The sequence below is a fragment of the Xanthomonas sp. NCPPB 3761 genome (assembly GCF_041475705.2).
Taxonomy (GTDB): domain Bacteria; phylum Pseudomonadota; class Gammaproteobacteria; order Xanthomonadales; family Xanthomonadaceae; genus Xanthomonas; species Xanthomonas phaseoli.
Window position 1 is genome coordinate 4,258,290 of record NZ_CM191262.1, and the last position, 21,398, is coordinate 4,279,687.

Sequence of the window (21,398 nt, forward strand, 5' to 3'; positions counted from 1 at the left end):
CTGTGCGGCCTGATTCGACGACCCGATCGTGGCAACTGTCCTGTTCCTACTGGATCTGCTGGGCACCTTCGTGTTCGCCCTGAGCGGCGCGACCGTGGCGGTGCGCAACCGACTGGACCTGTTCGGCGTGCTGGTGCTTTCCTGCGCGGCAGCGGTGTCCGGCGGCATCGTGCGCGATGTGCTGATTGGCGCCACCCCACCGGCCGCGCTGGTGCAGCCGCAGTATCTGCTGGTGGCCTGCCTGGCCGACCTGGCCGGGTTCTATTGGCATGCAGCGGTGGAGCGCCTGCGCAATCCGGTGCAACTCTTCGATGCGGCCGGGCTGGCGCTGTTTGCGGTCTACGGCACCAGCAAGGCGCTGGACTATCACCTCAGCCCACTGAGCGCGACGTTGCTGGGCATGCTCAGCGGCATCGGCGGGGGCATCGCGCGCGATCTGCTGGTGGCGCGCACGCCGGTGGTGCTGCAGGCCGAACTGTATGCGGTCGCAGCGCTTGCCGGTGGCGGGCTGGTCGCGATCGGGCACGTCTTGCATGTGCCGCAGGCCTGGTCGTTGGCGACCGGCGCCGGCGTGTGTTTCGGCCTGCGCTTCATGGCCATCCGCTACGGCTGGCATCTTCCTGTGGCGCGCCTGCCGGAATAGCCAAGCGGTCGCCACACGCGACAATCAAGCACCGCCAGGCAGGCACGAACCAGTCCTGCATTTGCCAAAGAGCATGGCTGCCAGTGCGAGCACGCCGCGCATGCCGGATCCGAGGCTGCTTATCGTGCATGGCCAACGCAACGAAAAGCGACAGGTTCCTGTTACGCAACGCACGCGCTGCCATCACAGCTCGCTGGCGACCTGGATCAGCGCACCGCGATGCAATCGCCGCGTCCGGCCAGGCACGCAGGCCCACAGGCGCGACACAATCGGGTACCGACCACGCGCCTGGGCAATCAAGACATCGCCAACACCACACAAGCAAACGGCCCGGAAAACCGGGCCGTCTGTGCAACACCTCGCGCGAGCCCGACAGGATCAGGCGACGAACAGCGCCTTCATCTTCTTCAGCGCATTCGCTTCGATCTGGCGGATGCGCTCGGCCGACACGCCGTATTCGTCTGCCAGTTCCTGCAACGTCACCTTGGAATCGGAATCCAGCCAACGGCGCTTGACGATGTCGCGCGAACGCGCGTCCAGGCCCGCCATGCCTTCGCGCAGCAGCTGCAGCTGATTGTCTTCGCTGTCGTGACGCTCGTACGCCTGCGAGGGGTCTTCCTCGTTGGCGACCAGGTAGCTCACCGGCGACGGCGGGCCGTGGTCGTCGTCTTCGTCCGACGACGCGTCGAACCCGATATCGCGGCCGGACAGACGCGACTCCATCTCCATCACTTCACGTTCGGAGACGTTCAGGTCCTTGGCAACCGCCGTCACTTCCGACGCATTGAGCCAGCCCAGGCGGGTCTTGGACTTGCGCAGGTTGAAGAACAGCTTGCGCTGCGCCTTGGTCGTGGCGACCTTGACGATGCGCCAGTTCTTCAGGATGAACTCGTGCATTTCGGCACGGATCCAGTGCACCGCGAAGCTGACCAGGCGCACGCCCATGTCCGGGTCGAAGCGCTTGACCGCCTTCATCAGGCCGATATTGCCTTCCTGGATCAGGTCGCCCAGCGGCAGGCCATAGCCGTTGTAGCCGCGGGCCACATGCACCACGAAGCGCAGGTGGGAATGGACCAGCTCGCGCGCGGCGTCCAGGTCCAGCTCGTCGCGGAAGCGACGGGCCAGATCCTGCTCCTCATCGACCGACAGCACCGGGATCTGGTGCACGGCACCGATGTAGGCGTCCAGCGAACCGAGCGCACTGGGAATCGGGAGATTGTTTGCCACAAGGGCAGTCGAGGTAGTCTGGTTCATAGGCACCATCTTAGCAGTCGAACTATTGGACTGCCGGGTACAGAAAGAGTTCCCAGCATTCCATTTACAGAACGTTCGGGCTTTTGGTGGCACTGGTGTTCTACAGCCCGGCACCCCAAATTCGAGGCCTAACGGTATCACCAAGCCCCTGTGCAAACCGTGACAACTTGGTTGCGCGACGGGATGCCGCCAGCGTCGTTCAGGCGCCGGTGGAGGTCGTGTCCAGCGCGCTACGCGGCGGCAGCGACCAGTCGATCGGGCTCAGACCTCGCCGCCGCAGATGGTCGTTGGTCTTGGAAAAATGCTGGCAGCCCAGAAAGCCGCGGTGTGCCGACAGCGGCGAAGGATGCGGCGCCTTCAAGACCCGGTGGCGCGCCTGATCGATGACCTTGCCCTTGGACTGGGCGTAGCTGCCCCACAGCAGGAACACCAAGCCTTCGCGCTCGCGATTGAGGGTTTCCACCACATGATCGGTGAAGCCTTCCCAGCCCTTGTTCTGATGCGCACCGGCGCGGCCCTGCTCCACCGTCAGCACGGCATTGAGCAGCAGCACGCCCTGGCGCGCCCAGGGCATCAGGTAGCCGTGATCCGGCCGCGCCAGACCCAGATCGTCCTGGATCTCCTTATAGATGTTGAGCAGCGACGGCGGCACCGGCACGCCGGGCAGTACCGAAAAGCACAGCCCATGCGCCTGACCTTCGCCGTGATACGGGTCCTGGCCGAGGATCACTACCTTGACCTGCTCGAACGGGGTGGCGTCGAAGGCGGCAAAGATCTGCGGGCCGGGTGGAAACACCCGCGCCCCGGCCGCCTTGCGCTGGCGCAGGAACGCCGACAGCTCCTGCATCTGCGGGCGCAGCAGCCAGTCGCCCACCTTTGCCTTCCACGACGGTTCCAGCTGAATGCGTCCTCCTCCTTCCGTCATAGCGTGACAGCCTGATCCTCCAGGCGTGCCAGGCGCAGCTGGAACAGCACCTTGGTCACCAGCAGGCGCTCTTCGATCGGTTTTTGCACCAGATCGTTGGCACCGGCGCGCAGCAATTCGGATTGATTGCGCGGGTTGGTGTCGCCGGTCATCACCAGCACCGGCAGGCGGCGCTTGCCGTAGCCGAAGTCGATGCGGATACGCTCGACCACGTCGCGGCCGTTGAGTTCGCCCTTCAGGGTCACGTCGGCCAGCACCACGTCGATGCGGCGCTCGGTGCGGCCCAGCGATTCGGCGGTGAGCAGCGCAAAGGCATCTTCGGCGGTGAGCACGTGCACCACCTTCAGGCTCTGGCGTTCAAGCATGCGCTTGGTCGCCTCGGCCACCACGCGGCTGTCTTCGATGTAGAGCACGGTCGCGCCCACCACCGGCTCGGGCTGCACGTAGCCGCGGATGAACGTCGCCAGGGCTTCATGGCCCAGCGCCTTGTCGAAATAATCGGTGACGTACTCGGTGAAACGGCGCTCCACCAGATGCTGCTGCGCATCGCCGGAGACCACGATCACCGGTACATAGGCCTGCCCGGCGGTTTCGCGCACGCTGCGCGCCAGGGTCAGGCCGTCGCCATCGGGCAGCGACAGCGAGGTGGTGACAAGATCCACCGCGCCGGCTTCCAGCGCCTGCCGCGCTTCGGCAATGTTGGAACAGCCGATCACCTGCACGTTGGGCAGGTCACGCTTGAGCACGTCGGCAATCAGCTTGCGCACCAACTTGGAGCCATCGACCACCATCACGCGCGGTGCGTCGCTGATCAGGTGTTTGAGATCTGGTGGATGCATGGCAGGCCTCAGGTCTCGGTAGGTCGGGTCTGGCGAAGGAAATGGCCGGTCACCAGCCAGGCACCCAACCAACCCAGGACTAAGGTGCCGACCAGCACCAGCGCAGAATGCAACAGATCCAGCCCGTGCAGGGTAAAAGAACTGCCGTAACTGTCGGCCAATGTCGCCAACGGCGCACGCAATGCCAGGCCGGAGGCGGCGATCAGAGCGAGCGCGACAGCACCGGCGCCAAGCCCGTACCACGCGCCCAGATACAAGAACGGGCGACGGATGAAGCCATCGCTGGCGCCGAGCAACTGCAGCACGCCGATTTCTTCGCGCCGCGACTGGATGTCCAGCCGCACGGTGTTGCCGACCACCAGCACCGCACCGATCCCGAGCAGGGCAGACAACACCTGGACCAGGCGCTCGCCGAAGTGCAACCAGCCATCCAGGCGCTTGCGCCACAGCGCGTCGTGCTGCACCTGATCGGTTTGCGGCAGCGCCTGTAGCGCACCGGCCAGCTGCGCGTCGTCGGTCGCGTCGGCGGGAGTGACGATCAACAAGGTGGGCAGCGGATTGTCGCCCAGCGCATCGGCCGCTTCATCGAGCTTGGCGCTCTCGCGCAGTTCGGCCAAACCCTGTTCGGGCGTGCGCAGCGTGACCTTGGCCACATCCGGGCGTGCACGCAGCTCGCCGGCCAGCGCCTGCGCCGCATCGGCAGCCACGTCGACCTTCAGGAACAGATTGATCTCGCGCGACTGCTGCACGCTGCCGGCCAGCAGCTTGACGTTGTCCAGCGCGATCGACAGCCCCAACGGCAGGGCCAGCGCCAGGGCCATCACCACGATGGTCAACAAGGTGGCCCACGGCTTGCGCATCGCACGGCCCAGGCTGAAGGCGATGCTGTGTAGGTGATGGTCGATCCACACGCCGAACCGCGACGGCGCGACAGTTTCGGTATTGGCGGGCTTGCTCATTCGGCCAGGTCCTGCGGCGAGATGTCGTCGACCAGGCGGCCGTGATCCAGGATCAGCACGCGCTTGCGCATCTGCTTGAGCAGCGCCAGGTCGTGGCTGACCACCAGCACGCTGGTGCCACGGGCCGGGAGTTCGGCGAACAACTGCATGATTTCCGCGGCCAGGGCGGGGTCGAGATTGCCGGTGGGCTCATCGGCCACCAGCAGCCGCGGTTCGCCGACGATGGCGCGCGCGATGCCAACGCGTTGCTGCTCGCCGGCAGACAATTGCGACGGCAGGGCTTTCTCGCGATGGGCCAGACCGATGCGCTCCAATGCCGAGCGCACGCGTTTGCCGATCTCGGCACGCCGGGTGCCGCGCAAGATCAGCGGCAAGGCCACGTTCTCGGCGATGCTGCGGTCGTTGAGCAGACGGTGGTCCTGATAGACCGCGCCCACCTGACGCCGATGCAGCGGAATCTGCCGGCCACGCACCTTGAGCAGGTTACGTTCGCCCAGCAGCACCGCGCCCTGACTCGGGCGTTCGCTGAGGTGGATCAGTTTGAGCAAGGTACTTTTGCCGGCGCCGGAGTGGCCGGTCACGAACAGCATCTCGCCATCGGCCACTTCGAAGCTGACATCGGTCAGCGCCTGGTGGCCACCGGCGTAGTGCTTGCTGACGTTGTCGAAACGCAGAACGGTCATTCAGCGATTATGCCGGAGCGCCAGTGCTTGCGTCGCATCGCCGATGCGCGGCGATGCGATCAGTGCCGCAAACGGTCAGTTGCCGGAGACCAGCGAACGCAGTCGGCGGCCGATCCGGCTGAGCAGCGACGGGCTGCCCGACGGCTTGGCGGCGGCACGCACCGGCTTGGCAACCACCTGGGTGGGCTTGCGCGGTGCGGCAGGTGCGGGAACCGGCGTGGATGCCACTGCCGGCTCGGCACCCTCGACCGGACGACCGTTACGACGACGCCGACGCTTGCGTGGTGCGCGCTCGGCATCGGCCACGCCCGCGGAAGGCGCCTGTGCCGCTGCTGCAGCCACCGGATGTTCGGTCGACGCCGCAGCTGCAGGCGCTTGGCCTTCCACCCGTGGCTTGCGACGCGGACGCGGCTTGCCATCGGCACCGGCGCCATCGCGGCGACCACCGCCACTGCCGCTGCGCGACCCGCCCGGGCCACCGCGCCCACCACCGCGACGCTGTTCTTCGGCGGCACGCTGCTCGCGCGCCTCGCGGAAGATCGTGCCCACGCTGTCGCCAGCGTCCTCGTCGGCCTCTTCGCCTACCACCGGCACGCGTGGCGCGCGCGGCAGCGGCGTCAGCAGTTCGGACGTCACCGACTCGACCGGAATCTTCTGCTCGATGTAGGCCTCGATGTCCGGCAGGCTCATCGCATAGCGTTCGCAGGCGAAGCTGATCGCATCGCCCTCCTCGCCCAGACGCGCGGTGCGGCCGATGCGATGGACGTAGTCTTCGGCGTCGAATGGCAGGTCGTAGTTGTAGACGTATTTGACGCCGTCGATATGCAGACCGCGCGCGGCCACGTCGGTGGCGACCAGGATTTCGAGCTGGCCTTTCTGGAAGCGGTTGAGCAGCGACTCGCGCTTCTTCTGCGGCACATCGCCCGACAGCACGCCGACCCGGTAGCCATGCCGCTCCAGGGTGCGCGCCACGCGCTCCACGAAGGCCTTGGTGTTGACGAACACCATGGTGCGCGCGCCTTCGCTGCGCGACAGCAAGCCCAACAGTAGCGTCTGCTTCTCTTCGTCGGACGGAAAATAGATGCGCTGGCGCACCCGCGCGGCGGTGATGCTTTCGGTTTCGACGACGAGCTTCTCCGGCTCGTTCATGTGCTCGTAGGCCAGCTCCAGCACGCGGTGGCTGAGCGTGGCCGAGAACAACAACGTCTGCCGGGTACCGCGCTCGGGCATGCGCCGCAGCAGGAAGCGGATGTCCTTGATGAAGCCCAGGTCGAACATGCGGTCGGCTTCGTCCAGCACGCAGATCTCGCAGGCGTGCAGCGAGACCACCTTGTGCTGTTTGACGTAGTCGATCAGACGGCCCGGGGTGGCGATGATCACGTCCACGCCCTGCTGCAACAGCTCGCGCTGCTTGTCGTAATCCACCCCGCCATAGACCAGCGCAAAGCGCAGGCCAAGGTCGGCGCCGAACTTCACTGCGTCCTTGTGAATCTGGATCGCCAGCTCGCGGGTCGGCGCTAGGATCAGCGCGCGCGGGTCTTCCGGCTTGCGGTCGGCCAGGGCCGGGCGGATCAGCAGCCGATTCATCACCGCGACCAGAAACGCCAAGGTCTTGCCGGTACCGGTCTGGGCCTGGCCGGCGACATCGCCGCCCGGCAGCGCGACCGGCAAGGTCAGCGCCTGGATCGGGGTACAGCGGGTAAACCCGGCGCTCTCCAGCCCGGCGATCAAGGCCGGATGCAGGTCGAACGAGGAAAAGGTCACATCGGTCAGCGGCTTGTCGCTCATTATTCCGTCTTCGTGAGGCGCCCTGGGCAGCCCGGGCGCGGCTTGCATCGATGCCGACAGCGTCGCAAACTGCGACTGTTGTGGCGGACAGCGCGGCTTCAGGACTGACACTTGATTCAGTCGCGCAATGCCCCAGTTTAGCGCAATGTAGCGGCCTGCCCGTTCGGGTGGGCCGTTTTGGTTTCCAGGAGACCCAAGGTGAGCGATAAGGTTCAACATGTCGGCGATGCCGACTTCGACACAGCTGTACTGCAATCGGGCGAACCGGTTCTGGTGGATTTCTGGGCCGAGTGGTGCGGCCCGTGCAAGATGATCGCCCCGGTGCTGGACGATCTGGCCGACACCTATCAGGGCCGCCTCAAGGTTGCCAAGGTCAATGTGGACCAGAACCGTGCGCTGGCCATCAAGTACCACGTGCGCTCGATCCCGATGCTGTTGCTGTTCAAGGACGGGCAGGTGCAGGCGACCCAGATCGGTGCCGTCGGCAAGGGCCAGCTGACCCAGATGATCGACAAGACCCTGGGTGGCGCGGCCGCCTGAGCAAGCGGGCGTCCAGCAATGGGCGCCCGATGATGCGCCGGCAGTTAAATCGTGCCCGGCAAGACGCTTGCGCGGTAATGCGCGGCGGTGATAGTGTCAGTCGGTCCGGCACACGTTCGTGCGCCGCCGCACCCATCTAGAACCTCTTCTAGACTCCCATCTACCACCAGTTCGCCCCCTAGTTGGGCGCTCGCACCTTAGCGAGGAATCACGCACTTGTCCGATCATCCTTCCTCCGATACCGGGAGCAGCGTCGACGCTCCCGTCGAGAAGCGCGTGCGCAAGCCGCGCGTGAGCAAGACCGCCGCCGCCACTGAAGATGCTGGCGCACAGCAGCCCAACCTGCCCTTGCCCGCCAGTCCCGCACCCGAAGCACCCCGTGCCCCGCAGGCACCGTCGCGCGCTGCCGATCCGGCACCGGCGCAGACGTCCAGCGATGGCGCCCAGGCCGGTCAGGCGCCCAGCGCCAGCCACGGCAGCGACACCCACGGCGAGCCCCGCGAGGGCGGCCAGTCGCAGCAGCAGCGCTTCAATCAGGCGCAGCAACAGCAGAACCAGGGTCAAGGTCAGCAGCAGGGTCAGGCCCAGGCACAGGGCCAGAACCAGAACGCCGGCCTGAATCAGCAAGGCCAGGGCGGTCAGGGTCAGGGACAAAACCAGCAAGGCCAGAACCAGCAGGGCAATCGCCGCGACCGGTTCCGCAACCGCCGCGACCGCGGCCCGCGCGACCGCTTCGGCAACGACGGCGGCATGCCCTCGTCCGACGGCAACAATGAGCCGTTCGTCGCGCGTCCGCATCCGGCCGTACCGGAAGGTTTTCCGGTGTATTCGCTGAGCGACCTCAAGCGCATGCCGGCGCAGAAGCTGCTGGATATCGCCGACCAGCTCAATATTCAGGAAGGCGTGGCGCGTGCGCGCAAGCAGGACGTGATCTTCGCCCTGCTGAAGGTGCTGACCCGTCATGGTGAAGGCGTTGCCGCCGACGGCGTGCTGGAAATCCTGCCCGACGGCTTCGGTTTCCTGCGTGCGGCAGAAGCCAGCTACCTGGCCGGCCCGGACGATACCTATATTTCGCCCAGCCAGATCCGCCGCTTCAACCTGCGTACCGGCGACCACCTCTCCGGCCGCATCCGCTTCCCGAAGGACGGCGAACGCTATTTCGCGCTGTCGATCGTCGACACCATCAATGGCGAGCCGCTGGAAGCGAGCAAGAACAAGGTCCTGTTCGAGAACCTGACCCCGCTGTTCCCGCGCCGCCGCTTCCGTCTGGAGCGTGGCGATGGCTCCACCGAGGACATCACCGGCCGCATCCTGGATCTGATGGCACCGCAGGGCAAGGGTCAGCGTGCGCTGATCGTCTCCCCGCCCAAGGCCGGTAAGACGATGATGATGCAGCAGGTGGCCACGGCCATCACCACCAATCACCCCGAAGTGCACATGATCGTGCTGCTCATCGACGAGCGCCCGGAAGAAGTGACCGAAATGCAGCGCACCGTGCGCGGCGAAGTCATCTCCTCCACGTTCGACGAGCCGGCTGCGCGTCACGTGCAGGTCGCCGAGATGGTGATCGAGCGGGCCAAGCGCCTGGTCGAGCACAAGAAGGACGTGGTGATCCTGCTGGACTCCATCACCCGCCTGGCGCGCGCCTACAACAACGTGGTGCCCAGCTCCGGCAAGGTGCTCACCGGTGGTGTGGACGCCAATGCCCTGCACCGCCCGAAGCGCTTTTTCGGTGCGGCGCGTAACGTGGAAGAAGGCGGCTCGCTGACCATCATCGCCACGGCGCTGGTGGAAACCGGCAGCAAGATGGACGAGGTGATCTACGAAGAGTTCAAGGGCACCGGCAACAGCGAAGTGCATCTGAACCGCCGCATCACCGAAAAGCGCGTGTATCCGGCGATCGACATCAACCGCTCGGGCACGCGTCGCGAAGATCTGTTGATCGAGCCGGAGCTGCTGCAGAAGATTTGGATCCTGCGCAAGCTGCTGCACCCGATGGACGAAATCGCCGCGATGGAATTCCTGTTGGACAAGATGAAGACCACCAAGTCCAACGACGAGTTCTTCAGTTCGATGAAGCGCTGAGTTCAGTCGGTTTATCGAGACGAAAAAGCCCCGCATTGCGGGGCTTTTTTTGTGATGCGACCATTGCGCGGCGTTTCGCCTGCTCGGTCAGCCACTCTCAACTTCCTTGCAGCGGTGTCACCAGGTGCACACCTTCTCCGCGTGCGGAAAACAACCCGCTCGCAGGCAGAGCATCCGGGCTGTCGCTCAATGTCGCTGCGCCGCGCCGTTCATTCCATGGGGCGACCTGACGGGGGCCAGGCAGATACGAACGCCATTTTCTGGGCCTGTTTTGCGGCGATCAGATCGCGTGGGGATGTTCCGATGTCGAAGCTGACCGGAACACGCATGACCCAGTGCGGCGCCTTGACCTCCGGACCCTCTGTCGGCGGCAGGAACGTCCATGTACGCGCCTTCTTCGAGGCTGCATCGGCAAACACCTGGCGCAGGCGTGCACGTTTGGATTCCGGCACGAGCGATGTCAGGTTGACTTGCTCTGCGATCAGATCTTCGACCTTGCCATCGCGCCCGATCTTGAGCATCAGATAGACCACGCCGGTGGCACCGGCCCGAAACGCCGCTTCGGGGTAGCGCGGCGGCTGCATGTCGCGGGTCTGCACACTCGTCGCGCCCTGCGCCTCCCCACCAAAATGCGCGCTACGGATCGACACCAGATAATTTTCCCCTTCTCCCTGTTTGGCGACCAGCAGCAGGCTCATCGGCAACTGCGCGGGCAAGGCGTTTCCGTTGTCGCGCACAGGGTCGAAGCGCCACGATGCGACCGAATGCTTGATCCGCTCGCGCACTGCCGGCGGCAAACTCGCTTCGTCGGCAAGTTTCACTGCCGTGACCGCGCCGTCCGGGGTCAAGGTCAATTCGCCCGCGACGTTCATGCTGGCCTCGATCTGCACTTGCGCCTGTTCTGCGCTTGGACGTGCCTGCGTCGCTGCGATGCTGCTCAATGCCAACAGGATGCCAAGACCGAATCGCTGCGTCCGCTGCATGACCACACTCCTTGATGATGTAGCGTGCGTTGTACCAGTCTTGCCGCTGCCGGTAAATCGCTACGCCAGCCTGCGCGACTCCGCATATGGCGGGGTATCCGGGTAATCGTCTTCGCGAAGCCGGCTCTGCAGGTCGCGCCACCAGCGTGGGTCGAACAGTTCCGGGTGCAGGTGCTTGACCGCTTGCAGTTGCGAGGAAGGCAGACCCATGAACAAGGCGAAGCGCTCGGGGAAGACGTCGCGCGGGCCGACATGGAACCAGGGTTCTGCGGCCAGCTGTTCTTCGTAGGTGGTGGGCGTGGGCCAATCGCGGAAGTTGCATTCGGTGATCAGGCACAGTTCGTCGTAGTCGTAGAACACTGCGCGCTGATGGCGGGTAATGCCGAAGTTCTTCAGCAACATGTCGCCGGGAAAGATGTTGTTGCGCGCCATGTCCTTGATGGCCTGGCCGTAGTCCAGTGCTGCGGCATGCGCGGCTTCGGGCAATTGTTCGCGCAAGTACAAATTCAACGGGCGCAGCCGGCGCTGCACATAGCACAATGCGATCAGGACATCGTCGCCGTCTTCGCTCAGGCTCATCGCGCAGCTGGTCTGCAGCTCTTGCAGCAGCGCCGGTGAAAAGCGCGCCTTGGGAAAGCGCAGGAAGCGATACGGCTGCGCGTCGAGCAGCCGGCCGATGCGGTCGAGCTGGAAGACCAGCTCGTACTTACCCTCTACCTGCGCGCGACTCATGCTTTTGGGATACGCAAAGCGATCGCGAATGAGTTTGAAGACCAGCGGATAACTGGGCAGCGTGAATACCACCATGACCATGCCGGGAGTGCCATCGGCGTGCACCAGCTGTTCGGACGGATGCGCCTGGAAATGGCTGAAAAACGTGCGATACCGCTCGGTCTTGCCCTGCTTGGCGCGGCCCAGCATCGTATATAGCTCATCGACCGGCTTGTGGGTGAGCAGGCTGCGCAGGAACACCACCGCGTCGCCGACCGTGGACAAGTCGGCCTGGAAGTAGCTACGCGAGTTACTGAACAATTGCGCGACATCGCTGCGCCGGGTCAGCACCGCTTCGGCACGCAGGCCGGCATCGTCGTTGACCAGCGCGATGACGCAAGGCGAAAAGCGATGCTCGCCGAACACGCGGCCAACCAGATAGGCACGCCGCTCGCGATAGAACACCGTCTCCAGCAATTCCACGCTCCGCACCGGATGCTCGCCCCAGTGCGCGAGGTCGTCGAGCAGACGCACCGCAATGGCAGCCGCGCAGCGGGTGCGGTGCGCATACGGCACGGCGAACGCGTAGTCGCCCAGCACCCGCACCAGCATGTCGGTCAGCCGGCCGGGCGAGACCGCATAGGTGTGACGCGCAACAGGCACGGTGATGGCGTCGGTTGGCTCGATATCCAGGGCAATGAATTCGATCTCGGCATCGACGCCGTGGGTACCGAAGTAGCGCCGGGTCAGGGTGTTGTAGAAGGTCTTGTACAACTCCTGGTCGATCAACCCGCTCAGCAAGGCGGCGTAATGATCGCGCGCGCGCATCCATAGCGCGCGGTCGTGCGCCTGGCCCAGCAGTACTGCGCGCAGACGCAACATGCATTCGGCGATGTATTGGTCGTAAAGTGCGATGCGCGCCACTGCGTCTTCGCGCGCGGCGCTCCAGTCGCGTGTTTCGAAGCGCTGCTTGGCGCGTGCGGTGATTTCGGAAAAGCGCGCGTGATAGTCCTCGAACGCTTCGTACACGGCCTGGGCGATCGCCAGCGCGCGGCGCTCGGATTGTGGTGGCAACGGTCGAGGGCTCATGGCGGCAGTGTCCCGGTGCGCTTGCGGCGGCGCGCGAGCAGTGGCGTGGCGGTTGCCTGTTGCGCATGCGCGGCGTGTTCGCGCGCCTGGCCCTGTAGCCAGGTGCGAAACGCAAGAAACCCGCCATGCGTACTGGAACGTGGCGGATACACCAGGTAATGCGACCAACTGGTCTTGAGCCGCTGCGTGGATAACGCCACCAGTTGGCCGGACGCCAGCAACAGACGCGCGCGCGTTACGCGCCCCAGGGCAACGCCGACGCCATCCAGGGCGGCACGATAGTGCGCTTCTGATTCGTCGAGTACCGCGACATAGCGTCGCGGTACATCGCCGCCAAATGCCGCGAACCAGCGCGACCAGGCGTCATCCGGGTCGCCCAGCAATGGCCACTGATGCAACGGTGGCGCCTGCCTACCGCCCATGCGGGCGATCAGGGCCGGGCTTGCCATCGGCACCAGCCATTCGTCGAACAAGGGCTCGGCGATGACGCCGGGCCATTGCCCGGCACCGATGCGCATGGCGGCATCCACCTGCTGCTGGCGCTCGAAATCCACCAGCCGCTCGCTCGACAGCAGGTTGATTTCGATGGTGGGATGAATGGCCAGAAATTCGCCCAGACGCGGCACCAGCCAGGCCGATGCCATCGACGGCGTGAGACTCAGCGTCAGGGTGTCTTCGCGACGCGCACCGAATGGCTCGAATGCCTCAGCGATGGCGTCCAGATGCGGTGCGATGCGGTCGAGCAGTTGCTGGCCTGCGGCGTGGCGGTGACGCCGCGCGCATGCCGTTGCAGCAGCGGATACCCCAGCCGTTGTTCGAGCGCGCGCATTTGATGACTGAGTGCACTGACGGTCAGATGCATCGCGCCGGCAGCGCGCGACAGGTTGCCCAGTCGCACCGCGCTGACGAAGCCTTGCAATGCGTGAAGCGGCGGACGCGACATGGCCAACCCTTGAATGGAATTCAATACTCACTTGTAAAAGTCTCGCTTTTACGTCGCCTAGCCTGCGCCTAACGTGGATTCCACTCAAGTGGAGATGGGTCATGCGCATCTTTAGCGAACTGTTGTTTCAGCACGGCCACATTGCCGATGTGGCGCTGGCCCAGCGCCTGGCGGAACCGGACACGGCAGTCGACGCGCTGCAACCGCAGACCTCACTGGAATCGCCGGAATCTACAGCGGCTCCACGGCAAGACATGCAGACGATGCCCGATCCGCCTTCGCAACGCCGGCGCGAGCGACGCATGGCGCGGCTCAGCCGACGCCTGCTGCGTGGCGTGACGGCATTGTCGCCGTTTCGCTGAAACGACAAGGCCCGCCTCCTGCGAGACGGGCCTTGAAGACGACATGCAAAGACCGCAGGTGGTGCGGCGACTCAGGCGTTCAGCGTGGCCAGGATGTCGTTGAAGGTCTTGCTCGGGCGCATCGCCTCGCTGACCTTGGCCAGGTCGGGATGGTAGTAACCGCCGATTTCCACCGGCTTGCCCTGCGCGCCATTGAGCTCGGCCACGATGGTGGCCTCGTTCTCGGTCAGGGCCTTGGCCAGCGGCGCGAACTTAGCCTGCAATGCCGTGTCTTCGGTCTGCGCGGCCAGGGCCTGCGCCCAGTACATCGCCAGGTAGAAGTGGCTGCCGCGGTTGTCGAGCTCGCCGACCTTGCGCGCGGGCGACTTGTTGTTGTCCAGGAACTGACCGTTGGCGACATCCAGCGCCTTGGCCAGCACCGTGGCCGACGGGTTGTCGTAACGGCTGCCCAGATGCTCGAGCGACGCGGCCAGGGCCAGGAATTCACCCAGCGAATCCCAGCGCAGGCAGTTCTCTTCGACGAACTGCTGCACATGCTTGGGCGCCGAACCACCGGCACCGGTTTCGAACAGGCCGCCACCGGCCATCAGCGGCACGATGGAGAGCATCTTGGCGCTGGTGCCCAGCTCCATGATCGGGAACAGGTCGGTGAGGTAGTCGCGCAGCACGTTGCCGGTGACCGAGATGGTGTCCTGGCCCTTGCGGATGCGCTCCAGCGAGAACGTGGTCGCTTCCACCGGCGGCAGGATGCGGATATCCAGGCCCTTGGTGTCGTGATCCTTCAGATACTGCTCGACCTTGGCGATCACCTGCGCATCGTGCGCGCGCGCCTTGTCCAGCCAGAACACCGCCGGCGTCTCACTCAGGCGGGCGCGCTCCACGGCCAGCTTCACCCAGTCCTGGATCGGGGCGTCCTTGACCTGGCACATGCGCCACAGATCGCCGGCTTCCACCGCGTGCTCGAACACCGTCTTGCCGTTGCCATCGGTGACCTTGACGGTGCCGGCGGCGGCCATCTGGAAGGTCTTGTCGTGCGAGCCGTATTCTTCGGCCTTCTGCGCCATCAGCCCCACGTTGGGCACCGAGCCCATGGTGGCCGGATCGAAGGCACCGTGCGCCTTGCAGTCGTCGATCACCGCCTGGTACACGCCGGCATAGCAACGATCCGGAATCACCGCTTTGGTGTCCTGCAGCTTGCCTTGCGCGTTCCACATCTGGCCGGAGTCGCGAATCATCGCCGGCATGGAAGCATCGACGATCACGTCGCTGGGCACATGCAGGTTGGTGATGCCCTTGTCGGAGTTGACCATCGCCAGGCCCGGGCGCTGCGCGTATTCGGTCTGGATATCGGCCTTGATTTCGGCTTGCTTGGCTTCTGGCAGCGACGTGATACGTGCGTACAGATCGCCGATGCCGTTGTTGGGATCGAAACCGACCGACTTGAGCGCATCGGCATGCTTGCTCAGCGTGTCCTTGTAGAACTCGCCGACCACCACGCCGAACAGCACCGGATCGGAGACCTTCATCATGGTGGCTTTCAGATGCACCGAGAACAGCACATCCTTGGCCTTGGCATCGGCAATCTGCGCGTCGATGAAGCTGGCCAGCGCACGCTTGCTCAGTACGGCAGCGTCGACGATTTCGCCCGCCTTCACCGCCACCTTGTCTTTCAACACGGTGCTGCTGCCATCGGCACCGACGAATTCGATCTTCAGCGTGCCGGCCTCGGCCAGCGTGGTCGACTGCTCGCTACCGAAGAAATCACCGGCATCCATGTGCGCGACATGCGACTTGGACGCGCTGCTCCACTTGCCCATGCGGTGCGGATGCTTGCGTGCGTAGTTCTTGACCGACAACGGCGCACGACGGTCGGAATTGCCTTCGCGCAGCACCGGATTCACCGCGCTGCCCTTGACCTTGTCGTAGCGCGCCTTGATGTCTTTTTCCGCAGCGTCCTTGGGCTCGTCCGGATACGCCGGCAGTGCATAGCCCTGGCCTTGCAGCTCCTTGATCGCGGCCTTGAGCTGCGGCACCGAGGCGCTGATGTTGGGCAGCTTGATGATATTGGCCTCCGGCGTGGTGGCCAGTTCGCCCAGTTCGGCCAGGTCGTCGGCGATCTTCTGCGCATCGTTGAGCTGCTCGGGAAACAGCGCCAGGATGCGTCCTGCCAGCGAGATATCGCGCGTTTCGACCACGATGCCGGCGGTATCGGTGTAGGCATCGATGATCGGCAGCAGCGACTGCGTGGCCAGGTAGGGTGCTTCGTCGGTGAGCGTATAGAGGATCTTCGGTGTCTTCGACATGAGGTGCGATGGCTCTTGTGGTCGGGAGGAGCGCCGGCATCCACGGACGAGGGCCGTGGTGCGCGCGACGGGGGTCGTTGATGGCACACCGGTCGGCCAGCGCATTGGACGCGGCGATGGATCAGCACGGCATTGTCGCGTCTGAGCCGCGCCCGGGTAAAGCGACCACAGGCGGATGCTTCGTCCCGTCGCCAAGGCAATCGACATGGATGCAGCTGTAACAAATGCGATGCAACAAAAAGGCGCGACTTGATCGGTCGCGCCCTGCTTGCATGGCTTAGTGCAATGTCGAGCCACCAGTTGACGGGAGCAGCGGCGACGCACGGCCAATGCCGTACATCGCCAATGTCGCCCAGCCTTACTTGACGGTGATGGTCTGCGGATTACCTGCGGGCTTGCCGTCCACCATGACCTGCACGGTGTAGGTGCCGGCCGGCCAGCCATCGGGCTTGCTGAAGCTCAGGTTGGTGGTTTCGGCACCGGTGGTGTTCAACGTCGCGTTCTGTTCGCCAGCCACCTGGCCATCCTGATAGGTCAGCTTCGCCGACACGGCCACGTTGCTCGCGCTGCCGTCCGTCTTGACCGAGACGATGATGGTGTCTTTGCTGCCGACACTGGTCGCCGGAGTCACCGTCTTGTCGGCTGCGGCCTGGGTGCCGACGGCCACGCTGGACACCGTCACCGCGCTACTCGCCGCAGCACCGCCATCGGTGCTGGCCGAACCGGTTGCGCTGCCCTGGGCTGCCTGATCGCCCGCCGGCGGGGTGGCGGCCGGGCCGGGCATCGCTTCGGTCGCGGCACCGGAAGTGGGGTCCTTGGAAACGCTGTCGTCGTCGGCCTTCTTGCTACAGCCAGACACTGCCAGAACGCCGGCCAAGGCCAGGGCTAAGCTGCTCGAAACAGAGGTAGTACGCATAAATCGATTCTCCGGTAGCCAGAACACCTGCAGTGGCAGTGTTCGATTGGTTTCTGGGTTTGTTGAATGACGTTGCCGCCAGCGACTGGAAGCCGACCTGCCGTTACGATTTTGCAGGCAGGCGCAGCACCTGACCGGGAAAGATCTTGTCCGGGTCCTGCAGCGTTTCGCGGTTGGCTTCGAAAATACGTGGCCACAGATTGCCGTCGCCCAGATGGCGCTTGGCAATACTGGAGAGGCTGTCGCCGGCCTGGACGGTCACCGATTCTTCAACGAGCTGCGCGGTGCTTTGCACACTGGTGCGCACGTTGGAAAAATCGGGCGCAGGCGTCACCTCGGCGGTGCTGTCGACCGATGAGGTGACGTTGGAGAAATCTGCCTTCTTGTCGACACTCATTGCTGCAATCCCTGTGCATCGCGGTGTCGGCAGCGTGCGCGGGGCGCCGTTAAGCGTGGATCGCGCCGCCGTGAAGCCCGCGCGATCCCATATGCGCGCGACCTACTGACGCAGGTCGCGGAAGATCGACAGTGGCATCGGCACACTGGCCGAGCTGCGCAGCGGGTTGATGTCCAGGCCGCCACGACGTGTGTAGCGCGCTTCCACCACCAGCCACTGCGGCGCGCACTGCGTCAGCACATCGTTGAAAATGCGCTCGACGCATTGCTCATGAAACTCGGCGTGGTCGCGGAAACTCACCAGATAACGCAGCAACCCCTCGCGGTCGATCGGTGCGCCGCGGTAACGCAAGGTCACGCTGGCCCAATCCGGCTGGCCAGTCACCGGGCAATTGGATTTGAGCAAGGCCGAGGTCAGCACTTCTTCCACCACTGGCTGCGCGAGTGCGCAGAGATAGGCCGCGTTCGGCGGGCCGTAATCGTCGATGCTGACATCCAGCGTGTCGATCGACTCGCCCTCGCCGACCGCATCGATCGGCGGCAGGCCGAACTCCACCGCCACGTCGGCACCGGCGCGCGTGGACAAGTCGGTCGCAATGCGCGTGCGCACCGCTTCGGCGCTGTTGAAGCGGGTGGCGTTGAGCGAGTTGAGATACAGCTTGAGCGACTTGGATTCGATCAGCGAGGGCGAATCGCAGGGTACATGCAAGGTGGCAGTGGCCACGCAAGGCTTGCCCTGTGCATCCAGCCAGCTGAGTTCGTAGGCATGCCAGCGATCGCGGCCGATAAACGGCAGCTCACCGGTCAGCCCGATGGCCTCGCGCCCGGCCGCGCGCGGAATCGGAAACAGCAACGACGGGTCGTAGCCGCTCGGATAGGCGACCTCACGACCGAGGGTGGAATCTTCTGGGGTATTCATGCCGCCATTTTAGGCCGCACGGGCTGGCCGTGAGGTGTACGGCAACGCGTGAAAGAAAGCCAATGGAACGCCCTAAGATCGCCGCTCCACAATCACGCCACCGGCCCAACCAACGAAATCGGGAATCGCCCAGCCGCAGACGATTCCCGATTCCCGGTTCCCCATTCACCCCTGCTGCAGATAATCCAGCGACACCTGCAACAGCGCGCGCAAGCCCACATCCAGCGACGACTCGTCCAGCAGGAACTGTGGCGAGTGGTTGCTGGGCGCAGTGGCCGGGTCGATGCCCTTGGCAGTGGAGCCGACGAAGAAGAACATCGACGGCACCTGCTGGGCATAGAACGAGAAGTCTTCGGCGCCCATCTGCAACGGCGGCTCGTAGACGTTGTCCGCACCCACCACCGCCTGCAGGCTGGGCAGCATCTTGGCCGTCAGGGCGGGGTCGTTGACCGTGGCCGGGTTGCCGTCCTGGTCGGGCACCTTCGCGTCCACCTTGGCACCATGCGCGGCAGCGGTGTGCTCGGCCACGTTCTTCAGGTCGGCAAAGATCTGCTGGCGCATGCCTTCGTCGAAGGTGCGGATGGTGCCGACCATTTCCACATCGTCGGGGATGATGTTGTAGCGGATGCCGCCCTTGATCGCGCCGAAGCTGAGCACCGCCGGTTGCTTGGACAGGTTGGCGCGGCGGCTGATCACCGTTTGTGCGGCGCCGATCATGTCGGCGCTGGCCACGATCGGGTCGATGCCGTTCCACGGCGCCGAGCCATGGGTCTGGCGGCCGATCATCTTGATCGCGAAGCGGTCCGAGGCCGCCATCAGCGGGCCGCTGCGCACCGCGATCTTGCCGGCCTGCACGCTGGAGAACACATGCAGGCCGAACACCGCCTGCGGCTTGAAGTCGGCAAACAGGCCTTCCTTGAGCATCAGCGAGGCACCGCCCTCTTCGTTGCCGGGCGCGCCTTCTTCGGAGGGCTGGAAGATCAGCATCACTTCGCCGGGCAACTGCTCGCGCATGCCCACCAGCGCCTCGGCCACGCCGAGCAGGATGGCGGTATGCGCGTCGTGGCCGCAGGCGTGCATCACCCCGACCTGCTCGCCGCGGTATTGGGCGGTGGCCTTGGAGGCGAACGGCAGCCCGGTCTGCTCTGTCACCGGCAGCGCGTCCATGTCGGCACGCAGGGCGATCTTCGGCCCCGGCTTGCCGCCCTTGATGATGGCCACCACGCCGTGATGGGCGATGCCGGTGCGCGGCTTGAGGCCCAGCTTGCGCAGCTGCGCAGCCACGGTGGCGGCAGTGCGCTCTTCGCGGTTGGACAACTCCGGGTGCTGGTGGAAGTCGCGGCGCCATTGCACCACCTTGGCCTGCAGCGGGGCGGCGGCGGCCTGGACTTCGGGCCGTTGCGCGGTCTGCGCGGTCTGCGCGGTGGCGAGCGTGGGCAGGGCGAGCAGCAGCGCGCTGGTCAGCAGGCGGGAGGGGCGCATCGGCAATCCTTGAAAGATGGTTGCTTAATGTAGTGCAGGCGGGTGCCGGATGGGCTGCAGTGGGGCCCGATTCAGCCCGGCGGTCAACCGCGGTCACCGTGGCGCGTTGCCGCTGCAGTGCAAGTGTGACCGTTGCGGTCGTTTCGCCGCCCAAGCCGTTACTTCAGTAATGCTCAATTGGTGAAGCGCAACGATATGCTTTGCACCGCCGCCCCACGGTCGCACCCATGCGCCCGGCCCGCCCTCAGGAGTTGTCGCATGTCGCGTTTTTGGAAGATCACACTGCTGGTTGTCGCAGTGCTTGTCGTGGTGTTCGTCGCAGTGCGGATGATGGGTGGGGGCAATCACGGCAAGCGCGCAGGCGCGCCGGACGGCAATGATCCGGACAACGGCGGCCCGGTGCCGGTGACGGTGGTAGCGGCCACCACGCAGGATGTTCCGGTCTATGCCAGCGCGCTGGGTACGGTCACCGCCCTCAATACGGTCACGGTCAGCCCGCAGGTGGGCGGCCAGTTGATGAGCCTGAATTTCAAGGAAGGCCAGGAAGTGAAGAAGGGCGATCTGCTGGCGCAGATCGATCCACGCACGCTGCAGGCCAGCTACGACCAGGCACTGGCCGCCAAACGCCAGAACCAGGCGCTGTTGGCGACCTCGCGGGTGAATTACCAGCGTTCCAACGACCCGGCCTACAAGCAATACGTCTCGCGCACGGATCTGGACACCCAACGCAACCAGGTTGCCCAGTACGAGGCCGCGGTTGCGGCCAACGATGCGCAGATGCGCTCGGCGCAGGTGCAATTGCAGTTCACCCGCGTCACTGCGCCGATCGACGGCATCGCCGGCATCCGTGGCGTGGACGTGGGCAACATCGTCACCAGCAGCTCCACGATCGTCACCCTGACCCAGATCCGCCCGATCTACGTGTCTTTCAACCTGCCCGAGCGTGAGTTGCAGGCCGTGCGTACCGGTCAAACGGCGGCGCCACTGGCCGTGGCGGCACTGGATCGTGGCGATGCGCACGTGATCAGCAGCGACGGCAAGCTGGATGTGATCGACAACCGTATCTCCGCCGACAGCGGCACCTTTGGCGCACGCGCGATCTTCAACAACACCGACAACGCGCTATGGCCGGGCCAGTTTGTCAATGTGCGCCTGCAGCTGCGCACCATCGCCGGCGGCACCGTGGTGCCGTCCCAGTCGGTGCAGCGCGGCCCGGATGGCGATTACGTGTACGTGGTGGGCAGCGACAACACCGCACAGATGCGCACCGTGGTGCAGGGCGTGGAAGTGGACGACAGCCATGTGCAGATCACCAAGGGCCTCAAGCCCGGCGAGCGCGTGGTGACCGAAGGCCAGTTCCGCCTGAAACCGGGCAGCAAGGTCAGCGCGCTCAAGCCGGGCGAGACGCCGCCGGAACCGACCGAGGCCGAACTCAAGGCCGCCAAGGACAAACAGAGCCGTGGTGGTGGCCCCGGCGGCCGCCGTGGCGGCGGTCCGCGCTAACTCTCGACCACCGGCGACGGAACTTCCGTCGCCGATGTGCGCCGGCGTTGCATGCGCCGGCTTCGCCTGACGTCT

The 21,398-nt window shown here is 65.0% G+C and carries 17 protein-coding genes and 2 pseudogenes; 5 read left to right on the forward strand and 14 right to left on the reverse strand.

The features are described 5' to 3' along the window. The first annotated feature begins 28 nt into the window (after window positions 1–28). On the forward strand, window positions 29–643 hold the full coding sequence (locus ACCQ00_RS18565; RefSeq protein WP_039568715.1) for a trimeric intracellular cation channel family protein: 615 nt from the start codon (window positions 29–31) through the stop codon (window positions 641–643). A gap of 378 nt (window positions 644–1,021) precedes the next feature. Here the strand turns inward: ACCQ00_RS18565 and rpoH are convergent, their stop codons facing one another. From rpoH to rhlB, 6 genes are all read right to left on the reverse strand, one after another. Next, window positions 1,022–1,897 carry an RNA polymerase sigma factor RpoH gene (gene rpoH, locus ACCQ00_RS18570; RefSeq protein ID WP_005911428.1) on the reverse strand — a complete coding sequence of 292 codons (876 nt, stop codon included), beginning with the start codon at window positions 1,895–1,897 and terminating at the stop codon, window positions 1,022–1,024. A gap of 199 nt (window positions 1,898–2,096) precedes the next feature. Continuing rightward, complete coding sequence (ung, locus tag ACCQ00_RS18575) at window positions 2,097–2,822, reverse strand: uracil-DNA glycosylase (RefSeq protein WP_039568719.1); 726 nt, start codon at window positions 2,820–2,822, stop codon at window positions 2,097–2,099. Beyond that, window positions 2,819–3,661, reverse strand: a complete 843-nt coding sequence (locus ACCQ00_RS18580; protein ID WP_372354004.1) for a response regulator — start codon at window positions 3,659–3,661, stop codon at window positions 2,819–2,821. Before ACCQ00_RS18580 ends, ung begins: the two co-directional genes overlap by 4 nt. A gap of 8 nt (window positions 3,662–3,669) precedes the next feature. After that, window positions 3,670–4,620, reverse strand: coding sequence for a permease-like cell division protein FtsX (ftsX, locus tag ACCQ00_RS18585; RefSeq protein WP_007966623.1), 951 nt, complete (start codon window positions 4,618–4,620; stop codon window positions 3,670–3,672). Continuing rightward, the gene (gene ftsE / locus ACCQ00_RS18590) at window positions 4,617–5,303 is read right to left on the reverse strand and encodes a cell division ATP-binding protein FtsE (protein WP_003484499.1); all 687 of its coding nucleotides are present in this window, start codon (window positions 5,301–5,303) and stop codon (window positions 4,617–4,619) included. The genes ftsX and ftsE overlap by 4 nt, the downstream gene beginning before the upstream one ends. Window positions 5,304–5,378: 75 nt before the next feature. Continuing rightward, window positions 5,379–7,091 (reverse strand): ATP-dependent RNA helicase RhlB, encoded by a 1,713-nt coding sequence (gene rhlB, locus ACCQ00_RS18595; RefSeq protein ID WP_033481332.1) that lies wholly within the window; start codon window positions 7,089–7,091, stop codon window positions 5,379–5,381. 198 nt (window positions 7,092–7,289) lie between these two features. Here rhlB and trxA point away from each other — a divergent pair, with 198 nt between their 5' ends. Together trxA and rho are read left to right on the forward strand one after the other, a co-directional pair. Beyond that, entirely contained in the window at window positions 7,290–7,631 is a 342-nt protein-coding gene (gene trxA / locus ACCQ00_RS18600; protein WP_005923050.1) for a thioredoxin TrxA, read from the forward strand. 216 nt (window positions 7,632–7,847) lie between these two features. Then, the gene (rho, locus tag ACCQ00_RS18605) at window positions 7,848–9,716 is read left to right on the forward strand and encodes a transcription termination factor Rho (RefSeq protein ID WP_022560144.1); all 1,869 of its coding nucleotides are present in this window, start codon (window positions 7,848–7,850) and stop codon (window positions 9,714–9,716) included. A gap of 97 nt (window positions 9,717–9,813) precedes the next feature. On the opposite strand, the pseudogene ACCQ00_RS18610 reads toward rho, so the two are convergent. The 3 genes and pseudogenes from ACCQ00_RS18610 to ACCQ00_RS18620 form a co-directional block, all read right to left on the reverse strand. Continuing rightward, window positions 9,814–10,699, reverse strand: a pseudogene (locus tag ACCQ00_RS18610) (energy transducer TonB). A 60-nt stretch (window positions 10,700–10,759) separates the two neighbouring features. Next, the gene (gene aceK, locus ACCQ00_RS18615; protein ID WP_017159367.1) at window positions 10,760–12,499 is read right to left on the reverse strand and encodes a bifunctional isocitrate dehydrogenase kinase/phosphatase; all 1,740 of its coding nucleotides are present in this window, start codon (window positions 12,497–12,499) and stop codon (window positions 10,760–10,762) included. Further along, window positions 12,496–13,442, reverse strand: a pseudogene (locus ACCQ00_RS18620) (LysR substrate-binding domain-containing protein). Before ACCQ00_RS18620 ends, aceK begins: the two are co-directional and overlap by 4 nt. Window positions 13,443–13,543: 101 nt before the next feature. Between ACCQ00_RS18620 and ACCQ00_RS18625 the strand changes: the two are divergent. Further along, window positions 13,544–13,804 (forward strand): hypothetical protein, encoded by a 261-nt coding sequence (locus tag ACCQ00_RS18625; protein ID WP_039568727.1) that lies wholly within the window; start codon window positions 13,544–13,546, stop codon window positions 13,802–13,804. 71 nt (window positions 13,805–13,875) lie between these two features. Here the strand turns inward: ACCQ00_RS18625 and ACCQ00_RS18630 are convergent, their stop codons facing one another. The 5 genes from ACCQ00_RS18630 to ACCQ00_RS18650 form a co-directional block, all read right to left on the reverse strand. Then, entirely contained in the window at window positions 13,876–16,107 is a 2,232-nt protein-coding gene (locus ACCQ00_RS18630) for an NADP-dependent isocitrate dehydrogenase (protein WP_039568730.1), read from the reverse strand. Window positions 16,108–16,465: 358 nt separating this feature from the next. Next, window positions 16,466–17,023 carry a hypothetical protein gene (locus tag ACCQ00_RS18635; RefSeq protein ID WP_022560149.1) on the reverse strand — a complete coding sequence of 186 codons (558 nt, stop codon included), beginning with the start codon at window positions 17,021–17,023 and terminating at the stop codon, window positions 16,466–16,468. A 103-nt stretch (window positions 17,024–17,126) separates the two neighbouring features. After that, window positions 17,127–17,420 (reverse strand): LysM peptidoglycan-binding domain-containing protein, encoded by a 294-nt coding sequence (locus ACCQ00_RS18640; RefSeq protein ID WP_003484545.1) that lies wholly within the window; start codon window positions 17,418–17,420, stop codon window positions 17,127–17,129. A gap of 102 nt (window positions 17,421–17,522) precedes the next feature. Beyond that, window positions 17,523–18,338, reverse strand: a complete 816-nt coding sequence (gene queF / locus ACCQ00_RS18645) for an NADPH-dependent 7-cyano-7-deazaguanine reductase QueF (protein WP_039568732.1) — start codon at window positions 18,336–18,338, stop codon at window positions 17,523–17,525. A gap of 165 nt (window positions 18,339–18,503) precedes the next feature. Continuing rightward, window positions 18,504–19,820: a M20 family metallopeptidase gene (locus ACCQ00_RS18650; RefSeq protein WP_039568733.1), complete on the reverse strand. Its 1,317-nt coding sequence runs from the start codon at window positions 19,818–19,820 to the stop codon at window positions 18,504–18,506. A gap of 258 nt (window positions 19,821–20,078) precedes the next feature. On the opposite strand from ACCQ00_RS18650, the gene ACCQ00_RS18655 reads away from it, so the two are divergent. Next, window positions 20,079–21,323, forward strand: coding sequence for an efflux RND transporter periplasmic adaptor subunit (locus ACCQ00_RS18655; RefSeq protein ID WP_039568736.1), 1,245 nt, complete (start codon window positions 20,079–20,081; stop codon window positions 21,321–21,323). The last annotated feature ends 75 nt before the right edge of the window (window positions 21,324–21,398 follow it).

Coding starts and splice junctions, on each gene's coding strand:
- rpoH (WP_005911428.1), bottom strand. CDS start 1,897: ATGAACCAGACTACCTCGACTGCCCTTGTGGCAAACAATCTCCCGATT.
- ung (WP_039568719.1), bottom strand. CDS start 2,822: ATGACGGAAGGAGGAGGACGCATTCAGCTGGAACCGTCGTGGAAGGCA.
- ACCQ00_RS18580 (WP_372354004.1), bottom strand. CDS start 3,661: ATGCATCCACCAGATCTCAAACACCTGATCAGCGACGCACCGCGCGTG.
- ftsX (WP_007966623.1), bottom strand. CDS start 4,620: ATGAGCAAGCCCGCCAATACCGAAACTGTCGCGCCGTCGCGGTTCGGC.
- ftsE (WP_003484499.1), bottom strand. CDS start 5,303: ATGACCGTTCTGCGTTTCGACAACGTCAGCAAGCACTACGCCGGTGGC.
- rhlB (WP_033481332.1), bottom strand. CDS start 7,091: ATGAGCGACAAGCCGCTGACCGATGTGACCTTTTCCTCGTTCGACCTG.
- aceK (WP_017159367.1), bottom strand. CDS start 12,499: ATGAGCCCTCGACCGTTGCCACCACAATCCGAGCGCCGCGCGCTGGCG.
- ACCQ00_RS18625 (WP_039568727.1), top strand. CDS start 13,544: ATGCGCATCTTTAGCGAACTGTTGTTTCAGCACGGCCACATTGCCGAT.
- ACCQ00_RS18630 (WP_039568730.1), bottom strand. CDS start 16,107: ATGTCGAAGACACCGAAGATCCTCTATACGCTCACCGACGAAGCACCC.
- ACCQ00_RS18635 (WP_022560149.1), bottom strand. CDS start 17,023: ATGCGTACTACCTCTGTTTCGAGCAGCTTAGCCCTGGCCTTGGCCGGC.
- ACCQ00_RS18640 (WP_003484545.1), bottom strand. CDS start 17,420: ATGAGTGTCGACAAGAAGGCAGATTTCTCCAACGTCACCTCATCGGTC.
- queF (WP_039568732.1), bottom strand. CDS start 18,338: ATGAATACCCCAGAAGATTCCACCCTCGGTCGTGAGGTCGCCTATCCG.
- ACCQ00_RS18650 (WP_039568733.1), bottom strand. CDS start 19,820: ATGCGCCCCTCCCGCCTGCTGACCAGCGCGCTGCTGCTCGCCCTGCCC.
- ACCQ00_RS18655 (WP_039568736.1), top strand. CDS start 20,079: ATGTCGCGTTTTTGGAAGATCACACTGCTGGTTGTCGCAGTGCTTGTC.